General features: G+C 57.5%; 21 protein-coding genes, 1 pseudogene and 1 other annotated feature. Of the genes and pseudogenes, 4 read left to right on the top strand and 18 right to left on the bottom strand.

Going from position 1 to position 22,775, the window contains the following annotated elements:
* Positions 1–12: 12 nt before the first annotated feature.
* Positions 13–120 (bottom strand): hypothetical protein, encoded by a 108-nt coding sequence (locus LGL98_RS00110; protein ID WP_168435294.1) that lies wholly within the window; start codon positions 118–120, stop codon positions 13–15.
* Positions 121–211: 91 nt separating this feature from the next.
* Here LGL98_RS00110 and dsdX point away from each other — a divergent pair, with 91 nt between their 5' ends.
* Both dsdX and dsdA read left to right on the top strand, forming a co-directional pair.
* Complete coding sequence (gene dsdX / locus LGL98_RS00105) at positions 212–1,549, top strand: D-serine transporter DsdX (RefSeq protein ID WP_136031658.1); 1,338 nt, start codon at positions 212–214, stop codon at positions 1,547–1,549.
* 17 nt (positions 1,550–1,566) lie between these two features.
* Positions 1,567–2,895 (top strand): D-serine ammonia-lyase, encoded by a 1,329-nt coding sequence (gene dsdA, locus LGL98_RS00100; RefSeq protein WP_136031695.1) that lies wholly within the window; start codon positions 1,567–1,569, stop codon positions 2,893–2,895.
* Positions 2,896–2,898: 3 nt separating this feature from the next.
* On the opposite strand, the gene LGL98_RS00095 is transcribed toward dsdA, so the two are convergent.
* From LGL98_RS00095 to LGL98_RS00075, 5 genes are all read right to left on the bottom strand, one after another.
* The gene (locus tag LGL98_RS00095) at positions 2,899–3,321 is read right to left on the bottom strand and encodes a radical SAM protein (RefSeq protein ID WP_136031656.1); all 423 of its coding nucleotides are present in this window, start codon (positions 3,319–3,321) and stop codon (positions 2,899–2,901) included.
* A gap of 74 nt (positions 3,322–3,395) precedes the next feature.
* Complete coding sequence (locus LGL98_RS00090) at positions 3,396–3,758, bottom strand: DUF202 domain-containing protein (RefSeq protein WP_136031654.1); 363 nt, start codon at positions 3,756–3,758, stop codon at positions 3,396–3,398.
* Complete coding sequence (locus LGL98_RS00085; protein ID WP_136031652.1) at positions 3,748–4,095, bottom strand: YidH family protein; 348 nt, start codon at positions 4,093–4,095, stop codon at positions 3,748–3,750. Before LGL98_RS00085 ends, LGL98_RS00090 begins: the two co-directional genes overlap by 11 nt.
* A gap of 100 nt (positions 4,096–4,195) precedes the next feature.
* Positions 4,196–5,518 (bottom strand): 6-phospho-alpha-glucosidase, encoded by a 1,323-nt coding sequence (locus LGL98_RS00080; protein ID WP_002923306.1) that lies wholly within the window; start codon positions 5,516–5,518, stop codon positions 4,196–4,198.
* On the bottom strand, positions 5,515–7,137 hold the full coding sequence (locus tag LGL98_RS00075) for an alpha-glucoside-specific PTS transporter subunit IIBC (protein WP_008806753.1): 1,623 nt from the start codon (positions 7,135–7,137) through the stop codon (positions 5,515–5,517). Before LGL98_RS00075 ends, LGL98_RS00080 begins: the two co-directional genes overlap by 4 nt.
* A gap of 298 nt (positions 7,138–7,435) precedes the next feature.
* Between LGL98_RS00075 and LGL98_RS00070 the strand changes: the two genes are divergently transcribed.
* Positions 7,436–8,182: a GntR family transcriptional regulator gene (locus LGL98_RS00070; protein ID WP_136031650.1), complete on the top strand. Its 747-nt coding sequence runs from the start codon at positions 7,436–7,438 to the stop codon at positions 8,180–8,182.
* On the opposite strand, the gene LGL98_RS00065 is transcribed toward LGL98_RS00070, so the two are convergent.
* The 4 genes and pseudogenes from LGL98_RS00065 to ibpA all read right to left on the bottom strand — a co-directional run bounded on the left by LGL98_RS00065 (position 8,150) and on the right by ibpA (position 11,215).
* On the bottom strand, positions 8,150–9,811 hold the full coding sequence (locus LGL98_RS00065) for a putative transporter (protein WP_136031693.1): 1,662 nt from the start codon (positions 9,809–9,811) through the stop codon (positions 8,150–8,152). The genes LGL98_RS00070 and LGL98_RS00065 overlap by 33 nt on opposite strands.
* Positions 9,812–9,913: 102 nt before the next feature.
* Positions 9,914–10,120, bottom strand: a pseudogene (locus LGL98_RS00060) (DNA damage-inducible protein D); the annotation flags it as partial.
* Positions 10,121–10,256: 136 nt separating this feature from the next.
* A complete protein-coding gene (gene ibpB, locus LGL98_RS00055; RefSeq protein ID WP_004145074.1) occupies positions 10,257–10,685 on the bottom strand; it encodes a small heat shock chaperone IbpB in 429 nt (142 codons plus the stop codon).
* Between the two features lie 116 nt (positions 10,686–10,801).
* Positions 10,802–11,215, bottom strand: coding sequence for a small heat shock chaperone IbpA (gene ibpA, locus LGL98_RS00050; RefSeq protein ID WP_004151523.1), 414 nt, complete (start codon positions 11,213–11,215; stop codon positions 10,802–10,804).
* Positions 11,209–11,284: a sequence feature (ROSE (Repression Of Heat Shock gene Expression) occurs in the 5'-region of heat shock genes and acts as an RNA thermometer to modulate expression.), on the bottom strand. (Overlaps the previous gene by 7 nt.)
* 245 nt (positions 11,285–11,529) lie before the next feature.
* Here ibpA and LGL98_RS00045 point away from each other — a divergent pair.
* The gene (locus LGL98_RS00045) at positions 11,530–11,862 is read left to right on the top strand and encodes a YceK/YidQ family lipoprotein (RefSeq protein WP_004151524.1); all 333 of its coding nucleotides are present in this window, start codon (positions 11,530–11,532) and stop codon (positions 11,860–11,862) included.
* Position 11,863: 1 nt separating this feature from the next.
* Here the strand turns inward: LGL98_RS00045 and LGL98_RS00040 are convergent, their stop codons facing one another.
* From LGL98_RS00040 to dnaA, 8 genes are all read right to left on the bottom strand, one after another.
* A complete protein-coding gene (locus tag LGL98_RS00040; protein ID WP_136031648.1) occupies positions 11,864–13,090 on the bottom strand; it encodes a YidR family protein in 1,227 nt (408 codons plus the stop codon).
* 77 nt (positions 13,091–13,167) lie between these two features.
* The gene (locus tag LGL98_RS00035) at positions 13,168–14,301 is read right to left on the bottom strand and encodes a BamA/TamA family outer membrane protein (RefSeq protein ID WP_136031646.1); all 1,134 of its coding nucleotides are present in this window, start codon (positions 14,299–14,301) and stop codon (positions 13,168–13,170) included.
* Positions 14,298–15,380 (bottom strand): porin family protein, encoded by a 1,083-nt coding sequence (locus tag LGL98_RS00030; RefSeq protein WP_136031644.1) that lies wholly within the window; start codon positions 15,378–15,380, stop codon positions 14,298–14,300. The genes LGL98_RS00035 and LGL98_RS00030 overlap by 4 nt, the downstream gene beginning before the upstream one ends.
* A 149-nt stretch (positions 15,381–15,529) precedes the next feature.
* Complete coding sequence (yidA, locus tag LGL98_RS00025) at positions 15,530–16,342, bottom strand: sugar-phosphatase (RefSeq protein ID WP_023313767.1); 813 nt, start codon at positions 16,340–16,342, stop codon at positions 15,530–15,532.
* A gap of 200 nt (positions 16,343–16,542) precedes the next feature.
* Complete coding sequence (gene gyrB / locus LGL98_RS00020; protein ID WP_004173845.1) at positions 16,543–18,957, bottom strand: DNA topoisomerase (ATP-hydrolyzing) subunit B; 2,415 nt, start codon at positions 18,955–18,957, stop codon at positions 16,543–16,545.
* A gap of 28 nt (positions 18,958–18,985) precedes the next feature.
* Positions 18,986–20,059: a DNA replication/repair protein RecF gene (recF, locus tag LGL98_RS00015; protein ID WP_136031642.1), complete on the bottom strand. Its 1,074-nt coding sequence runs from the start codon at positions 20,057–20,059 to the stop codon at positions 18,986–18,988.
* Positions 20,060–20,266: 207 nt separating this feature from the next.
* On the bottom strand, positions 20,267–21,367 hold the full coding sequence (gene dnaN / locus LGL98_RS00010) for a DNA polymerase III subunit beta (protein ID WP_004145090.1): 1,101 nt from the start codon (positions 21,365–21,367) through the stop codon (positions 20,267–20,269).
* Between the two features lie 4 nt (positions 21,368–21,371).
* Positions 21,372–22,775: a chromosomal replication initiator protein DnaA gene (dnaA, locus tag LGL98_RS00005; protein WP_004151534.1), complete on the bottom strand. Its 1,404-nt coding sequence runs from the start codon at positions 22,773–22,775 to the stop codon at positions 21,372–21,374.

Raw genomic sequence — 22,775 nt, 5'->3', positions numbered from 1 at the left:
GATAAAAGGGAGTCAGGATGATAAAAAAATAACGCCGGAACTTCCGCTAAAGGATGAATAAATTTGACCCACACCAAGTTTAAAGGTCACTTTTAGAGCTAAATCACCATTTTGATTCAATTTAGTTCACCTGAAAGGCCATTTATATCGTTTGTCAGCCCATGCCGAGTTTCTGTTCAATAACCACACGTTACTTACGGCGAGGTGGGGTATGGAATCGCAAATTTGGGTTGTGAGCACACTGCTGATTAGCATCGTGTTAATTGTATTAACCATCGTCAAACTGAAGTTTCATCCATTTCTGGCGCTGCTGCTGGCGAGCTTTTTCGTCGGGGCGATGATGGGGATGGGCCCGCTGGAGATGGTCAACGCCATTGAGAGCGGGATCGGCGGCACGCTGGGCTTCCTGGCGGCGGTGATCGGTCTCGGCACCATTCTCGGCAAGATGATGGAGGTCTCCGGCGCGGCGGAGCGCATCGGCCTGACGCTGCAGCGCTGCCGCTGGCTGTCGGCGGACGTGATTATGGTGCTGGTCGGCCTGATCTGCGGCATTACCCTGTTTGTCGAAGTCGGGGTGGTGCTGCTGATCCCGCTGGCGTTCTCCATCGCCAAAAAAACCAATACCTCGCTGCTGAAGCTGGCTATTCCGCTGTGTACTGCGCTGATGGCGGTGCACTGCGTGGTTCCGCCGCATCCGGCCGCGCTGTTCGTGGCGAATAAACTGGGCGCAGATATCGGGACGGTTATCGTCTATGGCCTGCTGGTCGGTCTGATCGCCTCGCTGGTCGGCGGCCCGCTGTTCCTCAGGCTGCTCGGCAACCGCCTGCCGTTTAAACCAGTGCCAGCCGAGTTTTCCAACCTCGAGGTTCGCGAAGAATCGACGTTGCCGTCGCTCGGCGCCACGCTGTTTACCGTGCTGTTACCGATTGGCCTGATGCTGGTGAAAACCGTCGCCGAACTGAATATGGCGAAAGGCAGCACGCTGTATACGGTGCTGGAATTTATCGGCAACCCCATCACCGCGATGTTCATCGCCGTCTTTGTCGCCTATTACATGCTCGGCATCCGTCGGCAAATGGGGATGAGCGTCCTGCTGACTCATACCGAAAACGGCTTTGGGTCGATCGCCAATATCCTGCTGATTATCGGCGCCGGCGGCGCGTTCAACGCGATTTTGAAATCCAGCGGCCTGGCCGATAGCCTGGCGGTGATCCTGTCGAACCTCGATATGCACCCGATTTTGCTGGCCTGGCTGGTGGCGCTTATCCTGCACGCCGCCGTCGGCTCCGCCACCGTGGCGATGATGGGCGCTACCGCTATCGTTGCCCCGATGCTGCCGCTCTATCCCGGCGTCAGTCCGGAGATCATCGCCATTGCCATCGGTTCCGGCGCCATTGGCTGCACGATCGTCACCGATTCCCTGTTCTGGCTGGTAAAACAATACTGCGGCGCGAGCCTCAGTGAAACGTTCAAGTACTACACGACGGCGACTTTTATCGCGTCGCTACTTGCACTGGCCGCCACCTTCCTGCTTTCTTTCATTATCTGAGCGCAAAGAGACGTATGATGAAACACGCTGACCTGACCACCTTAACCGCGACCTTCCCGCTTGTGCAGGATCTTATCGCCCTGAAAGAAACCACCTGGTTTAACCCGGCTACCACCACCCTGGCGGAGGGGTTGCCTTACGTCGGTCTGACCGCCGACGATGTGCAAGACGCCCATGCCCGCCTTCAGCGCTTCGCGCCCTATCTGGCGGCAGCCTTCCCGGAAACCGCCGCCAGCGGCGGGATTATCGAATCAGAAGTGGTTGCCATTCCGGCAATGAAGCACCGCCTTGAGCAAAAATTCAACCAGCCAATTAGCGGCGAACTGCTGCTGAAAAAAGACAGCCATCTGCCGATCTCCGGCTCAATCAAAGCGCGCGGTGGGATTTATGAAGTGCTGACCCATGCGGAAAAGCTGGCGCTGGAAGCCGGGCTGCTGACGACTGCGGACGATTATCGCAAATTGCTGACGCCGGAGTTTAAACAGTTCTTTAGCCAGTTCAGCATCGCCGTCGGTTCCACCGGCAACCTCGGGATGTCGATCGGCATCATGAGCGCGCGCATCGGTTTTAAAGTCACGGTGCATATGTCCGCCGATGCCAGGGCGTGGAAAAAAGCCAAACTGCGCAACCACGGCGTAACGGTCGTTGAGTATGAAGAGGACTACGGCGTGGCGGTCGAACAGGGGCGCAAAGCAGCAGAATCCGATCCGAACTGCTTTTTCATCGACGATGAAAACTCGCGCACGCTGTTCCTCGGCTATGCCGTGGCCGGCGAGCGCCTGAAAGCGCAGTTTGCCAAAGCTGGGCGCGTGGTCGATGCCGATCATCCGCTGTTCGTCTATCTGCCGTGCGGCGTGGGCGGCGGCCCCGGCGGGGTGGCATTTGGCCTGAAGCTGGCCTTCGGCGACCATGTTCACTGCCTGTTCGCCGAACCGACACATTCACCATGCATGCTGCTCGGCGTTTATACCGGGCTCCACGACCAGATTGCGGTGCAGGATTTAGGCATTGATAATTTGACCGCCGCCGATGGGCTGGCGGTCGGCCGCGCTTCCGGGTTCGTTGGTCGGGCGATGGAGCGCCTGCTCGATGGCCTGTATACCCTTGATGATCAGACGATGTACGACATGCTGGGCTGGCTGGCGACAGCGGAAAATATCCGCCTTGAACCCTCCGCGCTGGCCGGGATGGCCGGGCCGCAGCGCGTCTGCGCCAGCAAAGCGTACCATCAGCTGCAGGGGCTGAGTGAGCAACAGCTGCAGCAGGCCACCCACCTGGTGTGGGCGACTGGCGGCGGCATGGTGCCGGAAGAAGAGATGGCGCAGTATCTGGCGAAGGGGCGCTAATCTTCAGCGCAGCAGCGGCATCAGCGCCTCTGGCGGCCGCTGCTGTCGGCGCAAGTCCCGCATCACTCGCATATAAGGCCCGCTAAAATCGTAGAACTGCCGGTAACCCGCGCACAGCGGGTCTTCCTGTTCGCCACAGCGGCACAGGCGCAGCCACGAACAGCCGTAGCAGGTGCTGTTGGCCGCTGGCGCGCCCGGCTGCGGCTGCGTCTCGCCGCACCAGGCACTCAGCGTCTCACTAAACAGCAAAATATTGATGCGCCCAATATCTTCCCGCACCCAGCGGTGAAAGACAGCACAGAGAAACTCTCCCCAAAGCGCGGCGTCACCGGCCGACAGCTGCGGAATAAAATGGATAGCGGTAAGGCCCTGTTGACACAGTTGCGCATAGAACGCCTGCGGTTGATGGCAATGATGCGCCTCCACAACGACAGCCTGAAAGGGAGTGTCATGTTGCTGGCCGGGGGCATGAGTGAGAGGCAAATTCGCCGGACATCCTGTCATGACATATCCCTAATGAATAAAACGATCAGTTGAAGGTGAGTAACAGCAAACAGGAATGCCAGAGAAAGTACTGCGAGTGCGATCAAAAATTTGTCACGAACCGCCTGCGGCTGTAAAAAATCGCTATCGTTGACGTTCATCAGATGACGACGGCGGGTATAGCGCCAGAGGATCACCGCCACCACGGCCAGCACGCCGACAGACAGCCAGAACGGCAGACCGGCGCGGTGCCAGCTGTGCTTAATCGCCAGCGCCATCAGCGCGCCATAGCCCAACAGGGTGCGAAACCAGGCCAGCGAGGTGCGCTCTGGCTGAAGCCCGGGATCGCTTTCCCGCCGTGCCCGGCGTTTATCCGCCATACACCACCAGCAGCATCACCGCGACCACCACCGCCAGCAGCAGGATGCTAATCACCAGCAGCGTCCGGGTATAGGGGAGATCCTGCTTGAGGCGCATCGCCTTCTCATTGTTCAGCCAGCGCAGATAGCCATAGATAGCCATGCCGCCGGCAAAGAGACACAGCAGCAGGGCGAGAATTTCACGGATCAGCGGCGTGGCAAAGTCCGGCGCCAGCTGGTCAAGCCCGACGCCGGCGGCGAGAAAACCGAGCGCCGTGCGGATCCACGCCAGAAAGGTGCGTTCATTAGCCAGCGAAAAGCGGTAATCCGGCGCTTCGCCGAGGCGGGAGATTTTCATTACAGTTCCTTGTTCATCGCGCAGCAGGCTTCAGCATAGCGTAAATCAGGAACCGGGGAGAAGAACCGGCGCCCCGCAGGGCGCCGGTCAACAACGGGGATTAATGCAGCTCCGGCCAGTAATCTTTGTTGGCGGCAATCAGGTCATCGAGGATCGCTTTCGCCACCGAGGCGCTCGGCACGGTTTTCGACAGGGTAATCGCCTGCCACAGCTTGTGGTAAGAGCGCTGTTCCCAGGCATCGACCACCAGTTTTTCCACCGCCACCTGCTGGCTCATCAGCCCTTTCTGGAAATGCGGGATGTCGCCTACCGTCAGCGGCTCCGGTCCGTTGTGGCCCACCAGACAAGGGATCTCCACCATCGCGTCGGCGTCAAAGTTATGGATCGCGCCATTGTTCGGCACAATCAGCAGCATCCTTTCCTGCGTGTTAAAGGCGATGGCCGTCGCCAGATCGACGATATACGACGCATGCTCGTCAATCTCCAGATCGCCGGCAGTGGATTTCCCGGCGGCAATAATCGCCCGGCAGGCGCTGAAGACGTTTTTCTCCCGATGATCCATCACCTCATTGGCGCGGGTGCGTTCCGGGTTGGAGTGGGCTACCACATAGTCCGGGAACAGATAATATTTCAGGTAGGTATTCGGCATGGTCTGCGGATCCAGCGCCTGCACATCTTTCGCTTTGGCAAAGGTATCGTTCCAGCTGGCCTCGGTGTGCGGGTCGTTCGAGGGCGGCACATAGCCGTATTTCGCCACATATTCGCGCAGTTTCGGCATCAAATCATTGCCGTCTAGATCCTCAATCGAGGTCCACCAGCCGAAGTGGTTGAGGCCGTAGTAACGCACGCGCATCTGTTTACGGTCTTTGAGGCCGACAATCTGCGCCATCCGCCCTTCAATGCCGATCGGCATATCGCAGATATTGAGGATTTTGGCGTTCGGCCGCAGACGACGAGTGGCTTCCGCCACAATCGCCGCCGGGTTGGAGTAGTTGAGCATCCAGGCGTTCGGCGAATATTTTTCCATATAATCCACCAGCTCCAGCACGCCGCCGATAGAGCGCATACCGTAGGCGATCCCGCCCGGTCCGCAGGTCTCCTGGCCCAGCACGCCATGGCGTAGCGGGATTTTCTCATCTTGTTCACGCATCGGATATTTCCCGACGCGGATATGCGCCATGACGAAATCAACATCGGTAAACGCCGCCTGCGGATCGGTGGTATAGCTGAATTCAATCTCCGGCGCCTGCTCTTTGAGGATCACTTTGCACGCCTCGGCGATGGTCTCCTGGCGCGCGCCGTCGTTGTCATAAAATTTCAGCGACCGCAGCGGAAAACGATCCTGGTTTGCCAGCAGCATCAGGACAATGCCCGGGGTGAAGGTGCTACCGCCGCCTGCGATAACAACTGAGAATTTTTTCATGATACTGCCTCCGTCATGGTGGTATGTTCGGTCGAAAGAGAATCTTTCATCAGGTTTTCCAGCTGGTCGCGCACCTGGGGAACGTGCAGGCCGACGATGACCTGAATCCCGTTGCCGCGGCGTACTACCCCGTGGGCGCCCAGCGCTTTAAAGACGTCGTCACTTTGCGTTTTCGCCATATCGACCAGCGCGATGCGCAGTCGGGTGGCGCAGTTGTTGATGCTTTCAATGTTGTCGGCGCCGCCGAGGGCCTGCAGGAAGCCAGCGGCCTGACCCAGCCGGGTCTCTGGCGCGGCGGCGGCCGTGGTTTTACCTCGCGCCGCCTGGTAATCGGCCTTGCTGTAGAGCTTGATTTCGCTCTCTTCCCGGCCAGGTGTCTTCAGGTTCAGACGCAGGATAAGGGTGCGGAAGACCACGAAGTAAAGGGCGGTGAAACAGAGGCCGATACCTATCTGAATGAACATCATCGAGGCGTGGTGATGGAACATCGGGATCCAGTTTTGCGGCAAGAACTGGTCGAGCAGGCCGCCGCCGAAATTACCTACCACGCCACAGATGTACATGACCGTCGCCATGGTCGCCGCCAACACCGCGTGAACGGCGAACAGCAGCGGCGAGATGAACAGGAAGGTGAACTCCAGCGGCTCGGTGATCCCGACCAGCATCGCGGTCAGGGTGGCGGGGATCAGCAGACCGGCGACCTTGACGCGGTTCTCCGGCGCGGCGGTGAAATAGAGCGCCAGCGCAATCCCCACCGACCCAAACACTTTCGAGTTACCGTGCAGGGCAAAGCCACCCTCCGGGAACAACGTCTTCAGCGGTTCCGTACTCTGACTAAACGCCTGCAGGTGCTCAGCCCAGTAGACCTGCAGACCGCCCTCCACGACCGCCGGGCCAAAGATGAACGGGCCATAGACGAAATGGTGCAGGCCGGTGGGGATCAGGATGCGCTCAAGGAAAATGTAGACCCACACCCCAAGCGCCCCGGCAGAGCGCAGGAAGGCCTGCAGCGATTCAATACCCAGCTGGACTTTTGGCCAGCCGAGCAGCGTCAGCCAGGCGCAGGGGATCATCGCGAGGAAGGCGACAATGACCACAAACGATGAGCCCTGAAAGATGCCGAGGAATACCGGCAGGGGTTTATCGAAATAGCGATTATGCAGGGCCGTCACCAGGCCGGAGATGACGATCGCCCCGATAATGCTGGTGTCGAGGGTTTTAATCCCGGCAATCATCGTCAGGCCGCTGCCGGCTGTGGGTTCAACGGAAAAGTCGACGCCGAAGAAGTGGCCCCAGGTCATCCCCATGGCGTTGATAAAGTAGTTCCAGGTGAGAAAGCTCACCAGTACCGCCAGACAGGCCCGGCCCTGGGCCTGTTTCGCCAGGCCGATCGGCAGACCGACGGCGAAAATCAGCGGCATATTACGAAAGACGGTCCAGCCGCCCTCTTCAATGATGTGAACGATCTGGGCAAACAGGCTGTCGGGTGCGGTCAGCGCTTCGCCGACGAACATCGGGTTGCGCAACATAATGGCGATACCGACCACGATCCCGGCGAAAGGAAACAATAAAACCGGGGTAAACATGGCGCCGCCAAAGCGTTGTATTTGACTGAGCATTGGGAAATCCTCATGTAACAACTCGTAGGGTGAGTGGCCTTCTTTTTCTTGATTACCGGCCTCACTGGAGAATAAAAATTTGCCCGTCTAACAACATGCCGCGCCGTTGCGATTCGTGATCCCATTCATGGTTTTAATTTGGCCAACGTTGTCTACTTCGTTAACAAAAGTTAGACATCGATAAGTCAGGCAACGGAATTAACTAAATAAATGTGTTTTAATCGATTGTAATTAATCTATTTTTTTAGAAAAAAGAGCACAAAGCGACATCTCCTTTTCCTGTACAAGAGGACTACTGGTGATCTACAAATCCATTGCTGACCGCCTGCGGCTGCGGCTGAATTCCGCCGACTTCGCCATCGGCAGCCCGCTGCCGGGAGAGAAAAAACTGGCCGAAGAGTTCGGAGTGGCGCGCATGACTATCCGCAAAGCTATCGATCTGCTGGTGGACTGGGGATTGGTTGTGCGTCGCCACGGCTCGGGAACTTACGTGGCGCGCAAAGATGTCCACCACGAAACCAGTAATCTCACCGGTCTGGCGGAAGTGCTGCGCAAGCAGGGTAAAGAGGTGGTGAGTCAGGTGCTGGCCTTTGAGGTGATGCCCGCCCCGCCGGCCATCGCCAGCCTGCTGCGGATTAAAATTGATGAACGGATCTACTTCTCACGGCGGGTGCGCTACGTCGACGGCAAGCCGCTGATGCTGGAGGATAGCTATATGCCAGTGAAGCTGTTCCGCAACCTGTCGCTGAGCCATCTGGAGGGTTCGAAATTTGATTATATTGAGAAGGAGTGCGGGATCATCATCAGCGGGAACTATGAAACGCTGACGCCGGTGCTGGCGGACAAGCAGCTGGCGCGCTCAATGAACGTCCCGGAGCAGACGCCGCTGCTGCGTATTACCTCCCTTTCCTACAGCGACAGCGGCGAGTTTCTTAATTATTCCGTCATGTTTCGCAACGCCAGCGAGTATCAGGTGGATTACCACCTGCGCCGCGTCCAGGCACAAAGCCCGCTAGCTCAGCCCCCAAAACAACACAGCGAGTAGCTGCGGGGTGATAATCCGCAGGAACATCACCAGCGGATAGACGGTGGCATAAGAGAGCGCGGCTGCGCCGCTGGTAGCGTGCAGGTTGTTGGCAAAGGCCAGCGCTGGCGGGTCGGTCATGGAGCCGGCCAGCATGCCGCACAGCGTCAGATAGTTCATTTTCGCCAGCATGCGCGCAAGAATGCCTACCGTTAGCAGCGGAATGGCGGTGATGAAAATGCCATAAGCGATCCAGCTCAGGCCATCACCCTGGGTCAGGGTTGCGACAAAGTCGCCCCCCGATTTTAGCCCGACCACCGCCAGAAACAGCACGATCCCCAGCTCGCGCAGCGCCAGGTTGGCGCTCGGCGGCATAAACCAGTACAGCTTGCCGATACTGCCGATACGCCCGAGGATCAGCGCCATAATCAGCGGCCCACCGGCCAGCCCCAGCTTCAATGCGGCAGGGAAGCCGGGAATAAACAACGGGATAGACCCCAGCAGTACCCCGAGGCCGATACCGATAAACACCGGCAGCATCTGAACCTGCTGCAGCTTCTGCTGAGCGTTACCCAGCTCGGCAGCCACGGCGTCAATCGCCTCCGGACGACCGACCAGGTTGAGGATGTCACCAAACTGCAGGCTGGCACTGCTGCTGGCTACCAGCTCGACGCCTGCGCGATTAAGCCGGGAGATCACCACGTCATAGCGCTGTTTGACGTGCAGATCGCGTATTTTCTTCCCCAGCACTTTTTCGTTAGTGACCACCACCCGCTCAACTTTCAGATCGGTGCCGCGTGTCGACAGCGAGGTGGCCACCTCCTGGCCGATCACCAGCTGCGCATTGTGCAGATCCTCAGGTCGCCCCACCAGGTGCAGCAGGTCGCCAGCCTGGATAAGGGTGCCTGGCGCAGGCACCATCAACAGCTCGCCGCGCTTCAGCCGCGAACAGACGATATTGTCGCTATTGAGCATCGGCACATCCTGAATCGCCATCTGGTTGAGGTTGGGGTTCTCCACCCGTACGTTGATAGTGTGCAAATGGGCATGGCCGTTACCGCTGCTCTCCTCAAACCCCTGGGCCTCTTTCTCGACATTGATGCGGAAAAACAGGCGCACCAGCCACATGGTCAGCAGAATGCCGCAGATGCCGAACGGATACGCCATCGCGTAGCTCATCCCCATCTGATCGACCACTTCGAACGGCACCCCGAGATCGCGCAGGATTTGCTGCCCAGCCCCCAGCGCTGGCGTGTTGGTCACCGCGCCGGAGAAGATGCCGAGCACCACCGGGAGAGGAATATTGAACAGCTTATGCAGCACCGCGGTCACCAGGCCGCCGAGGATAACGATAAGGATAGCGAACAGATTGAGCCGCAGGCCAGAGACCCGCAGTGAGGCGAAAAAGCCCGGCCCCACCTGGATGCCGATGGTGTAGACAAACAGGATCAAGCCGAATTCCTGAATAAAATGCAGCATCGGGCTGCTGAGGGCGACACCCGCCTGATCCACGAAGTGGCCGACAATTATCCCACCAAACAGGACGCCGCCAATGCCAAAGCCGACGCCGCGGATTTTGACATTGCCGATCCACAGCCCAACCACCGCCACCAGCGCCAGCACGCTGACCGTCAATGCTATCTCACTCATGGTATCGTCCCTGTGAATAACACCATTAACTACAGGGATTATGACCGCTGCCAGACGGGTTGTATGCCGCCTGGCGCACAATAATCATGGAGTAAGATACGCTACTTCGACCATTTTGTTGGTTTCAACAAAATGGTCTGCCGAGGGATGACCACTCGCCTCACATGAAATTATCGCTTTTGCAATGACCTTATAAAAATTCCGCCACTCTTTATAGTCAAGTAGGGGACCAAGGTTGCGGGCAGACCAATACTCCCGCCCCGCCTCATCGCTCTTTCTAATCGCTTCAAATGGCTGCTGTTCGTTCATAACGTATGCTTGTTTGAGTGAGTCCCAAAGTATGATTGTTTTTTAAACTGAAACACCCGCTGCAGCAAGGAAGTTTATTGCGCTCTCGCGCACAAAAAAGCCCCGAAAATCGGGGCTTTATCAGCAGGTTGCTTTATTAGCTATTTAACGCTGGTCGTTCGCTGATGGCGATACGCTGCGGGGCAATCTGCTCAGGCTCATTGCGGGTCAGATCGATATGCAGCAGGCCGTTGGTGAAGGTCGCGCCAGAGACCTCCATGTTGTCGGCGAGGGTGAAGCTCAGGCTGAAGGCCTGGCTCACCAGCCCCTGGTGCAGCCATGTGGTCTCTTTTTCCGGCTGCTGCGGCGTGCCTTTCACCACCAGGCGGGTACCTTCCAGCTGAATATCCAGATCTTCCTGACGGAAACCGGCCAGCGCAAGGGTAATGCGGTAGTGGTTATCGTCGCTTTTTTCGATGTTATAGGGCGGGAAGCTCTGGCTTTCACCGGCGGTTTGCAGGGCACTGGCCAGTTTGTCAAAACCGATCCATTGACGCAGCAGGGGGGATAAATCGTAGTTACGCATACTGTTTTCTCCTTCTAAGAAGCGAGTGAATACCTGCGAATTCTGTAAATTCGCATCTGCTCCCTGACGGCGAGCAGGTTGTTACATCAGGCCGCCACGCGGCCTGAAACGGACAATTAGTTGATTTCGATACGGCGCGGCTTGTTCGCTTCCGGGATCACGCGTTCCAGATCGATATACAGCAGACCGTTCACCAGGTTGGCGCCGCGGACGTGAATATTTTCCGCCAGCTGGAATTTACGCTCGAAGTTGCGCTCGGCGATCCCCTGATACAGGTAGGTCCGCTCTTTCTGCTCGGCGGCGTGGGCGCCTTTAACGATCAGCAGGTTGTCCTGGGCCGTGATCTCCAGCTCGCTTTCAGCAAAGCCAGCCACCGCGATAGCGATGCGATAGTGGTTTTCGTCTACCAGCTCGACGTTATACGGAGGGTAGCCGCCATTGCTCTGGCTTTGATTGTTTTCCAGCAGGTTGAACAGGCGGTCGAAACCAATGGCTGAACGATAAAGCGGGGAGAGATCGAAGTTACGCATAATAAATAGCTCCTGAAAATCAGCGAGAATCAAATGACCTTCCATCGTGGACAGGCCGCGGTAACCTGGAATACCCCTCAGGCGTATTCTCAGTGGGTTACACCTATAAAATGGGTTTCTCCCTCTGATTTTCAAGGGAGTGAGGGCGAATTTTTTTGCAGTTTGCCAATGATTGCTTAGACTGGGGGGAGGAGCACAAAAAGCAAAGTGCGATGCCCGCCACAGTGCGGCGCAATAACGCTATGCATTCACGGGTTGGCCCGATATAACCGCTGAAAGGTTATCTCAACGCCCGAAACGACGATGGAAGAACAATGAAAAGCAGACGACTGTTAAAGCTGGTCCTGTTCAGCGGGATAATAAGCCTGAGCGGTTGCTCCAGCGTAATGTCACATACCGGTGGCAAAGAGGGAACCTATCCGGGCACGCGATCCAGCGCGCAAACGCTGGGGGACAGCGATACCAACTGGGGTGTGAAATCGCTGGTGGCGCTGGATATGCCATTCACTGCCGTCATGGATACCCTGTTGCTGCCGTGGGATATGTTCCGCACCGACAGCTCCATCAAATCGCGGGTCGAAAAGAGCGAGAAGGCCACGCTGGCGACCAACTCGGTGATCCCGCCAGCGCCGATGCCTGCCCAGTAAGTTATCGTCCGGTCTGCGTAACCCACAGCTGACGATAACCGTCCACCTCCTCCATCCAGGCAATCTGTTTACCGTCTGGCGAAAAGACGATCGCGTCCGCCGAGGGCGCATGAGCATGCGTATCGGTTAAAAAGGTGATATCCCCCGTGCCGGCATGGCAGCAGGCAATCCGATCCTCCAGCGCAAAACCCAGCCACTCTCCCGACGGATGCCAGTTAAACGCCGACTGGATACCCGACGCGTGATGCGTCAACTGCCGCGGCTCGCCACCTTGCGGGGAAATAAGCCATAGCTGCACCACGCCGGCGTCGTCGCGCATCAGAAAGGCTATCGCCGTCGCCTGGGGATTGGCGCGCACCCAGTGGCGCGGGACGTTCACCAGTCCCGGGTAGCGGCGATGGTGGGTGAAGGTCAAACGACGCTGACAGACGCCCGCCGGCGGCGCCGGCATTGTGGTTGCGGTACCGGCCAGTGGCGCCCTGCCAGGCTGCTTCCAGCCGGCTTCATCCTGCGGCAGATCAACAATAAACAGCTCAGGCACTTTATCGCCATTTTCCGCCAGCGTATCGCCAATAAACGCCAGAGTATGGTTCCCGACCCAGCCCTCCTCATAGGCGCGATTAATCTCATCGCTGCCCGGCGCGGGTGTCGGCGTCGTGCGGCTCACCAGCACGCACCAGTGGCTGCCGCCGTATTCGCGCGGATGGTGGCCCGGCGGCGTCACCGGCCCATACGGCGCCGCCACGCCGACATTGCGCAAGTCCAGCGCCGGATCGCGCTCGTGCAGTACGTGGTCGTTATAGGTAAAACTGACGAACTGCCCGTTGGGGCTATAGACATGGACGTGGCTGCCGCCGCGCAGCGCGCCGGGCGTGTAAGGGGCGGTAATGTCCATGGCGTCCAGATTCTCGACGCCCCCCTGAAAGGCCACCACCCCGCGGCGATGATGAAAATCATACTGCCACTGGGCATCCGGCCGCTCGGGACCGTGAATGAACACATAGCGCTCCTGGGTTGGATGCACGGTCACCACGCCCACGTGCGCCCCCTGCGTGGCACGATAAATCGTCTCCACAGTACCGCTGTTTACGTTCACTCGCTCAATGGTTTCGCCGGTAAACGACGCGCCGGATGGGCGGACGTCGAACACCAGCCACTGGCTGTCGGGGGTCCAGGCGCGAGTGTTGGTAAGCTGGTGGTTGCGAGGGGCAAAGGTAACTTGTTTCATGGTGTGCTGACCGGGCCGATATAAGAGTGACGTTAGCATACCGCAATCCGCACGGGGTTGAATGCCTGACAACGTGCTTAAAACGCTTCCCCGACCTGGAAATAGAACCCGCTGCTGCCTTTGCCGATGCCGTAATCAAGACGGATATTGACCCGCGGCTTGAATTCGAAGCGATAGCCAATGCCGCCGGTGGGTAGCCAGCGGCCATTATTCAGTGACGACAGCGACGGCCCCATGGTTCCCGCCCCGGCCCAGGCGACAACCCCGTGCCGCCAGGTGAGCTGCCGGCGGTATTCCAGCTGGCCGCTGATGACGTTTTTATCGCGATAGCGTCCCTCATAGTAGCCGCGCATCCGCTCATCACTGCCCAACAGGGGCATCATGCTCCACGGCACCTCACCCTGGGTGAAGACGCCATCTGCCTCCCAGGCGAGGACGCTCTTCTCGCTCAGGGCATGATAATGGCTATAGTGCAGCTGAAATTCGTCAAAGCGGGTATCGCTGCCTAAACCGGGCGCATAGTGGGTGTAACGGAAGTTGGCATACTGACCCCGGCGCGGATTTGGGACGAAGTCGCGATCGTCCCAGTTGAGCGCGACGCTGGCGCCCGAGCTGAATACCGACGGCCCCTGCGGGGTATTTTCAATTTTCGGCAGATCGTTATGGTCCATCTCATCGGCATTCTGCGCCGCCAGCGACCACCCCGCGCCCAGATAAACATTGTCGATCAGTTGCCGATAGATTGTCGGGCGCAGAGTCAGCACCTGGGCGGTATACTTCTCTTTTTCATTGTCTTTATCCCCGGCGTGAAAACCCTGCCCCCAGTAATAAGTGGGCGTGTTGGCCATCGATCCTTCGACAAAAACGCGCCACAGGTCGTTGTCGAAAAAGGCGTAGTTTTTCACGCTGAGGCCAAAAGCGCCGGTAGAGCTGGCGTAGCCGCTGAGCGTCAGGGTCGAGTTCTGGCTGGTGGTATCCTGCGGATCGGGGCGATACATGCCGACGACAGCGGTACCGATGCCCAGCCCCAGCTCCGGCGTATAGAACGGACCGGGCATCACGCCCCAGTCGATGCCTTTGCTGGCGTCGAACTTATCGCTGGCGCCGAGATGCTGCAGCCAGTCGTCGATTTTCTCGCGGCTAAGCGCCTCGGCCTGGCTGCAGATCGGGCAGGTTAACAGCAGCAGAAAAGTGATAAACAGTCGGCTCAAAAGCGATACTCACCGGCAATAAAGAAACTGTTACGTTCGGCAAAGCCAAACTCGGTAGTAATATTGAAATTCTGCGTCAGCTCGTATTGCGCGCCCACCAGCACGTTCCACGGCGACTGCAGATGCTGTTTCACATCGAAGCGCCCGTTATTATCCTGGTTGGCCAGATTGACCATATTCTGCAGCATCGGCGACGGCATCGAGAGATCGTTAAGGCTGCCCTTAAACTCCTGCTGCACATCCTGATACATGCTGCCGACCCACAGGTTCAGCTTTCCGGCGGGGAGATGCAGCGCATCGACCGATGGCGTAGTGAAACGATAGCCTACGCGCGGCGAAAAGGTAAACGCGTCGATGCTACCGTCGAGGATATCAAAACGCGTCTGGGTGTAGTTGGCGTCCAGCACGGTAAACCAGTTGCCGACGCCGCCCACCAGGGTGGTGCCCATCCCGTAGGTGGTACCCTTAAAATCGAGACGAAAGTCGAGATCCTGCATCCCCGGCAGGGGCACCACTTTACCGTTCGGTCCCTTCAGACCGACGGCAATCTGCGAAATTGAATGTCCTTCGGTGTGCCCCACCAGGCCATAAACGTTCATAAACGGCAGCAGCCAGGCATCCAGCTTGAGCGTTTCAGTTTTACTGCTTTCCCGCGTATTACCGACGCCAATCTGGAAAGCGTTATCCAGCGAGACGGGCCCATTAGCGAAAATATTATTCACCGCACGTTTGCAGGCGAAGCTCTTACCGCAATCGATATTGCGGCCATCCAGCGATAGCCCGGTGAAGTTAATGCTGTCGACATTAATATTCTGCCGCATATCCATATAGTTAATGCTGACGCCAAACGGCAGCGGCAGGACGTAGCCGCGCTTTCTGGCCTCATCGCCTAGCAAAGGGAGTAGCGAGGACGATTCTGTCGCCGCAGGCTGGCGACTTTCTGGCACCGGCAGATCCGCGGGTTCTGCGCCGTGATAGGCGTACGCCGGTTCGAGCGGCGCCGTTGGTTCCGCGGCCGCGCAAATCTGAACAGAGGCGAATGGCAGCGTAACCAACATCAAACGGTGGTATATATTCATGAAAAATATGATGTTAGTTATGGGTTGCTAAAAAGAGGGCGGGTAGCTTATAGAATCCCCTGCGAGGATTGAGGGATTTAAATGCGGATTAACATCTGTTCATGAAAAAAGAGAAGACAGACCCGGCGAACGCCGGGCCGAAAAGAAGCTTACGCTAAAACGTATTTTTCAATGGCGAAGGCAACGCCATCTTCAAGGTTCGATTTGGTGATGAAGTTCGCCGCTTCTTTGACCGCAGGGATGGCGTTATCCATCGCCACGCCGACGCCGGCAAATTCAATCATCGCGATATCATTTTCCTGATCGCCAATCGCCATAATTTCTTCCGGCTTGATGCCCAGCGCATCAGCCAGCGACTTCACGCCAGTGCCTTTATTGACGCGTTTATCCAGTATTTCGAGGAAGTAAGGCGCACTTTTCAGCACGGTGTACTTTTCTTTTACTTCCGCCGGGATACGGGCGATGGCCTGGTCGAGGATTGCCGGCTCATCGATCATCATCACTTTCAGCAGCTGGATCTCAGGGTCCATTTTCTCCGCTTCGCAGAATACCAGCGGAATGGTTGCCACGTAGGATTCGTGGACGGTGTAGTAGCTAATATCGCGGTTCGCGGTATACAGCGTATTGCGATCCAGCGCGTGGAAGTGGGAGCCGACCTCGCGGGAGAGCTGCTCAAGAAAGCGATAGTCATCATAGCTCAGCGCGGTTTGCGCGACGGTGCTCCCGTCACCAGCCTTCTGCACCAGCGCGCCATTGTAGGTAATGCAGTAATCACCCGGCTGCTCCATATGCAGCTCTTTCAGATAGCTGTGGACGCCCGCGTAAGGGCGACCGGTGGTCAGCACCACATTGACACCCCGCTCGCGCGCCGCGGCGATGGCGGCTTTCACCGCAGGAGAGATGGTATGGTCTGGCAGCAGCAGCGTGCCGTCCATATCGATTGCAATCAGTTTAATAGTCATAGGATCCCCGGGTAAGATGAGTCTCCCCTCATGCTAACGCGATTCCGCTCAAAAAACAGTAAAAGTGTCGGGCAGAAAGGGGATGGAACCGCAGCAGAAGATTCCCCTTTTAGCGGCAAAAGAAAAGCCCGATCGCGCGATGCGACCGGGCTTACACATCCTGTTGCCCCGGTAAAACTCGTTACCGGGAAACATGCGGCTTAAATATCGATATTCGCCGCTTTCAGGGCGTTTTCTTCGATAAAGGCGCGACGTGGCTCAACGGCATCGCCCATCAGAGTGGTGAACAGCTGGTCGGCAGCAATGGCATCCTTAACGGTCACGCGCAGCATGCGGCGGCTGTCCGGATCCATGGTGGTTTCCCACAGCTGATCCGGGTTCATCTCGCCCAGACCTTTATAACGCTGGATGGAGAGACCGCGACGGGACTCTTTCACCAGCCAGTCGAGGGCCTGCTCAAAGCTGGCTACCGGCTGACGACGTTCGCCGCGCTCGATGTAAGCATCTTCTTCCATCAGACCGCGCAGTTTCTCGCCCAGGGCACAAATACGACGATATTCCGGCCCCATAATGAACTCGTTATCCAGCGGATAGTCGGTATCCACCCCGTGAGTACGTACGCGAATAACCGGTTCAAAATGCTGCAGCTCTTTGTTCTCGTGGAGATCAAATTTCCACTGGCTGCCGTGCTGTTCTTTTTCGTTCAGCTCGGAGACCAGGGTATTCACCCAGCGGGTCACCTTCTGCTCATCCGCCAGATCGGCCTCGGTCAGGGTCGGCTGATAGATAAGCTCTTTCAGCAGCGCTTTCGGGAAGCGGCGCTCCATACGGCCAATCATTTTCTGGGTGGCATTGAACTCGGCAACCAGTTTTTCCAGCGGTTCGCCCGCCAGCGCCGGCGCATTGGCGTTGGTGTGCAGGGTTGCACCGTCGAGCGCGATGGAGATCTGATACTGATCCATCGCTTCATCGTCTTTAATGTACTGTTCCTGCTTGCCTTTCTTCACTTTGTACAGCGGCGGCTGGGCAATGTAGACGTGGCCGCGCTCGACGATCTCCGGCATCTGACGATAGAAGAAGGTCAACAGCAGGGTACGAATGTGCGAGCCGTCGACGTCCGCATCGGTCATGATGATGATGCTGTGGTAGCGCAGTTTATCCGGGTTGTACTCATCGCGGCCGATGCCGCAGCCCAGCGCGGTGATCAGCGTCGCCACCTCCTGAGAAGAGAGCATCTTGTCGAAGCGGGCTTTCTCAACGTTGAGAATTTTCCCCTTCAGCGGCAGGATCGCCTGGTTCTTGCGGTTACGCCCCTGCTTCGCAGAGCCGCCCGCGGAGTCCCCTTCCACCAGGTACAGTTCAGACAGCGCCGGGTCGCGTTCCTGGCAATCCGCCAGTTTGCCCGGCAGGCCTGCCAGATCCAGGGCGCCTTTACGACGAGTCATCTCACGAGCGCGACGTGCGGCCTCACGGGCGCGCGCGGCATCAATAATTTTACCGACCACGATTTTGGCATCGGATGGGTTTTCCAGCAGATATTCGCTCAGCAGTTCGTTCATCTGCTGCTCTACCGCTGATTTCACCTCAGAGGAGACCAGCTTGTCTTTGGTCTGCGAGGAGAATTTCGGATCCGGCACCTTCACCGATACCACAGCAATCAGGCCTTCACGCGCATCGTCGCCGGTGGCGCTGACTTTCGCTTTTTTGCTGTAGCCCTCTTTGTCCATATAGGCGTTAAGGGTACGGGTCATCGCCGCGCGGAAGCCGGCGAGGTGAGTACCGCCGTCACGCTGCGGGATGTTGTTGGTAAAGCAGTAGATGTTTTCCTGGAAGCCGTCGTTCCACTGCAGCGCCACTTCCACGCCGATACCGTCTTTTTCGGTGGAGAAATAGAAAATATTCGGGTGGATCGGCGTTTTGTTCTTGTTGAGATACTCAACGAACGCCTTGATGCCGCCTTCGTAGTGGAAATGGTCTTCTTTGCCGTCGCGCTTATCGCGCAGGCGGATAGAGACCCCGGAGTTCAGGAACGACAGCTCGCGCAGGCGTTTCGCCAGGATGTCATATTCGAATTCGGTGACATTGGTGAAGGTTTCCAGGCTTGGCCAGAAACGCACCATGGTGCCGGTTTTGTCGGTTTCGCCGGTCACGGCCAGCGGCGCCTGCGGCACACCGTGTTCGTACATCTGCTTGTGAACTTTGTTATCGCGCTGGATAACCAGCTCCAGCTTCTGCGACAGGGCGTTAACCACCGAGACGCCTACGCCGTGCAGGCCGCCGGAAACTTTATAGGAGTTATCATCGAATTTACCGCCAGCGTGCAGGACGGTCATGATAACTTCCGCTGCGGAGACGCCCTCTTCCGGGTGAATGCCGGTTGGGATGCCGCGGCCGTCATCCTGGACGGAGACGGAGTTATCGCTGTGGATGGTGACAACGATATCTTTGCAGTAACCCGCGAGCGCTTCGTCGATAGCGTTATCCACAACCTCGAATACCATGTGGTGCAGACCGGTGCCGTCATCCGTGTCGCCGATATACATACCCGGGCGCTTACGCACCGCATCCAGCCCTTTCAGGACTTTGATACTGGAGGAGTCATAAGAATTCGACATCAACGTTTCTCGCTCATTTAATCTTGGGTTAATCCGTTATTTTACCTTTTTCTACGCGGAACATCTTCGAATTTTTGTCCGACATGTCCATAACGTGTTCAGCGCTGATCGCGCTGACGAAAACCTGCGACTGCGTCGCTTTCAGGCGGCTGGATAACAGACCGCGGCGGGCATCATCAAGTTCCGAGGCAAAATCATCTATCAGGTACAGGCAGCGCCGCCCGCTGACGCGGGTGAGGAACTCTCCTTGCGCCAGACGCAGGGCGCACATTAGCAGCTTAAGCTGCCCGCGCGACAAGGTATCCTCCACCGGCGCCCCGTCGGCGCGAATGCGAAAATCCGCTTTATGCGGGCCGTGGGCGGTGTAGGTTAACATTCTGTCGCGCTCGAAATTCCGCTCCAACACCTCCGCGTAGTCGGTCTCTTTTTCCCAGCCGCGCTGGAAAGAGAAGGTGAGCGTGAATTCCGGTAAAAATTGCTGACAGGTATCCGCCATGTCTTCGACGATAGCGGCGCTGTATTCGGCACGCCAGCGGCTGATCTGCTCTGCCAGCGGGATTAATTCCAGATCCCACGGCCGCAGCTGGGCATAGCGGCTGACCTGACGCAGCGCGGCGTTGCGCTGCTTGACCAGGCGCTTCAGGTTGCTCCAGGCGGTGAAGAATCCGGCTTCGTTGTGAAAACATCCCCAATCGAGGAATGCTCTTCTGTATTTGGGGCCGCCGTTGAGTAAAGTAAACCCCTCCGGGGTAATCAGCTGCATCGGCATCAGGTGCGCCAGCTCCGCCACTTTGTGGCCGTCGGTGCCATCGATCCGCACCTTGCTGTCGCCCTGTTTGTCTTTGGTCAGGCCGATGGCGGTTTCCCGCTCTTCGCCCTGTAAACGCCCGTGCAGAACAAACGAATCCTGCTCGTGACGAATTACCCGGCCAATTTGCAAACTGCGAAACGCCCGGCCGTGGCCAAGCGTGTAGATGGCTTCCAGCACGCTGGTTTTACCGCTGCCGTTTGCGCCAACCAGGAAGTTAAAGCCGGGAGATAAAGCGAGATCCGCATGTTCAATATTGCGGAAATCTTTGATCAAGAGTCGGGATAGCGACATATCAGCTCGTCATCATTCAAGGGGCGTGGGTGTCGCAGCCAGTTCGTCTACCGCCAGCGCGCAGAAAGCGGAGCGTACACGAAGTACGTGAGCATTTGCTCGCTCCGCTCGTCCTTCGGACCGTCTTACAGACGTCCAAAATGCATAGCGTTTTGTCGAGCACTGCCGGAAGGCGAAATGGCAAGTAAACCAGCCCCTTTGCAGATTCTACAATCGCATAGGCATGACAACGTAGGCTGCGGATTGAGAGGCCGCATCCTCAATCTGCACGCTCGACACCGAATCCGTCAGCAGAATGCGTACATTCTCGCACTTCAGCGCATTCAGCACATCCAGCACATAGCTAACGTTGAAGCCAATCTCCATCTCCGTTCCGGCGTAGGTCACATCCAGAATTTCTTCCGCCTCTTCCTGCTCCGGGTTGTTAGCGGTGATTTTCAGCTGGTTTTCGCTAACGTACAGCCGCACGCCGCGGAATTTCTCGTTGGAGAGAATCGCCGCGCGGGCAAACGCCTGCTTCAGAATATCGCAGCCCGCTTCGAGGTGTTTATCCGGGTTTTTCGGCAATACGCGGCGATAATCCGGGAAACGGCCATCAACCAGCTTAGAGGTGAAGATAAAATCGCCGACGTGGGCGCGGATATTGTTGCTGCCGATCTGCACCCGCAGCGGAGTATCGCCGCCGTCGAGCATCCGCATCAGCTCAATCACCCCTTTACGCGGCACGATCACCGAATGGTTCGGCAGCGATGCTTCCAGCGGCATCGAGCAGACCGCCAGGCGGTGGCCGTCGGTGGCGACGGTGCGCAGTTCGCTACCTTCGGTTTCGAACAGCATACCGTTTAAGTAATAACGAACATCCTGGTGCGCCATTGAGAACTGGGTGGCTTCGATCAGACGCTTCATGGTCGCCTGGGGTAGGGTGAATTCCACCTCACTCTGCCAGTCATCCAGATTCGGGAAATCGGCGGCGGGCAGGGTCGACAGCGAGAAGCGGCTGCGGCCGGAACGCACCAGCATGCGATCGCCTTCCAACTGAACCGCGATCTCCGCGCCTTCCGGCAGGCCGCGGCAGATATCAAAGAATTTCCGTGCCGGAACGGTCGTTGCGCCCGCTTCGTGCGGCTGAACCAGCGCCACGCGCGCCACCATCTCCATTTCAAGATCGGTACCGGTCAGCGACAGCGCGCCGTCCGCGACCTGAAGCAGCAGGTTACCGAGAATGGGCAGCGTCGGACGACCACCTAACGGACCGCTCACCTGTTGCAGCGGTTTTAATAAATGTTCACGTTCTACGGTAAATTTCATAGCGTCACGAGGATAATGTTCTGATTAAATTGGAAAAATCTTCTTTAATGTCGTGGCTTTCTTCACGCAGCTGCTCAATCTTGCGGCAGGCGTGCAGCACGGTGGTATGGTCTCGGCCGCCAAACGCATCGCCGATTTCCGGCAGGCTGTGGTTGGTCAGCTCTTTGGCCAGCGCCATCGCCATCTGGCGAGGACGCGCCACCGAACGGGAGCGGCGTTTGGACAGCAGATCCGCTACCTTAATCTTGTAGTACTCCGCCACCGTCTTTTGAATATTGTCGATGGTGACCAGTTTTTCCTGCAGCGCCAGCAGATCGCGCAGCGCTTCGCGCACGAAATCGATGGTGATCGCCCGGCCGGTGAAGTTGGCGTTGGCGATAACGCGGTTCAGCGCCCCCTCCAGCTCACGCACGTTCGAGCGCAGACGCTTGGCAATAAAGAACGCCACTTCGCCCGGCAGGCGGATGTCGTTCTCGTCGGCTTTTTTCATCAGGATCGCGACGCGGGTTTCCAGCTCCGGCGGCTCGATCGCCACCGTCAGCCCCCAGCCGAAGCGGGATTTTAGACGATCCTCAACGCCGTTGATCTCTTTTGGATAACGATCCGACGTCAGGATGATCTGCTGATTACCTTCCAGAAGCGCATTGAAGGTGTGGAAAAACTCTTCCTGGGATCGTTCTTTATTGGCAAAGAACTGAATGTCATCGATCAGCAGGGCGTCAACGGAGCGGTAGTAACGCTTAAACTCTTCGATGGCGTTGTTCTGCAGCGCTTTAACCATGTCCTGAACGAAACGCTCGGAGTGCATATAGACCACTTTCGCGTTCGGCTTACGCGCCACAATGCCGTTGCCCACCGCGTGCAGCAGGTGAGTTTTACCCAGACCCGTCCCGCCATAGAGGAACAGGGGGTTGTAGGCGCCGCCCGGGTTATCCGCCACCTGACGCGCCGCCGCGCGGGCCAGCTGGTTAGATTTACCTTCGACGAAGTTATCAAACGTGTGTTTCACGTTAACGTTAGAGCGGTAGGTCGGCTCCGCCGGCGCCGGGACATTATCCCAGCCAGGGCGCACGATCGTCGGCGCCGCGCGCGCGGTCTGCACCTGCGCCGCCGGAATGGCCGCCGCAGCCGGGCTTACCGCCCCTTTCTGCAGCGAGCTGGCGGGCTTAGCGCCCACCTCAAAACGCAGCTGCGGGGCGTCCGCACCGCAAAAATCATTGAGGAGTCCATTGATATTATTGAGGTATTTGTCCCTTACCCAGTCGAGCACAAAACGGTTTGGCGCATACAGTGCCAGCGTGTTATCGCTCAGTTCCGCCTGCAATGGGCGGATCCACATGCTGAATTCTGTGGCTGGTAACTCATCCTGCAATCGGGCAAGACACTGCTGCCAAAGCGAAAGTGACAC

Origin of the sequence: Klebsiella africana, assembly GCF_020526085.1 — a bacterium.
GTDB classification, from domain to species: Bacteria; Pseudomonadota; Gammaproteobacteria; order Enterobacterales; family Enterobacteriaceae; genus Klebsiella; species Klebsiella africana.
This window is presented reverse-complemented; position numbering and strand designations above follow the sequence as displayed.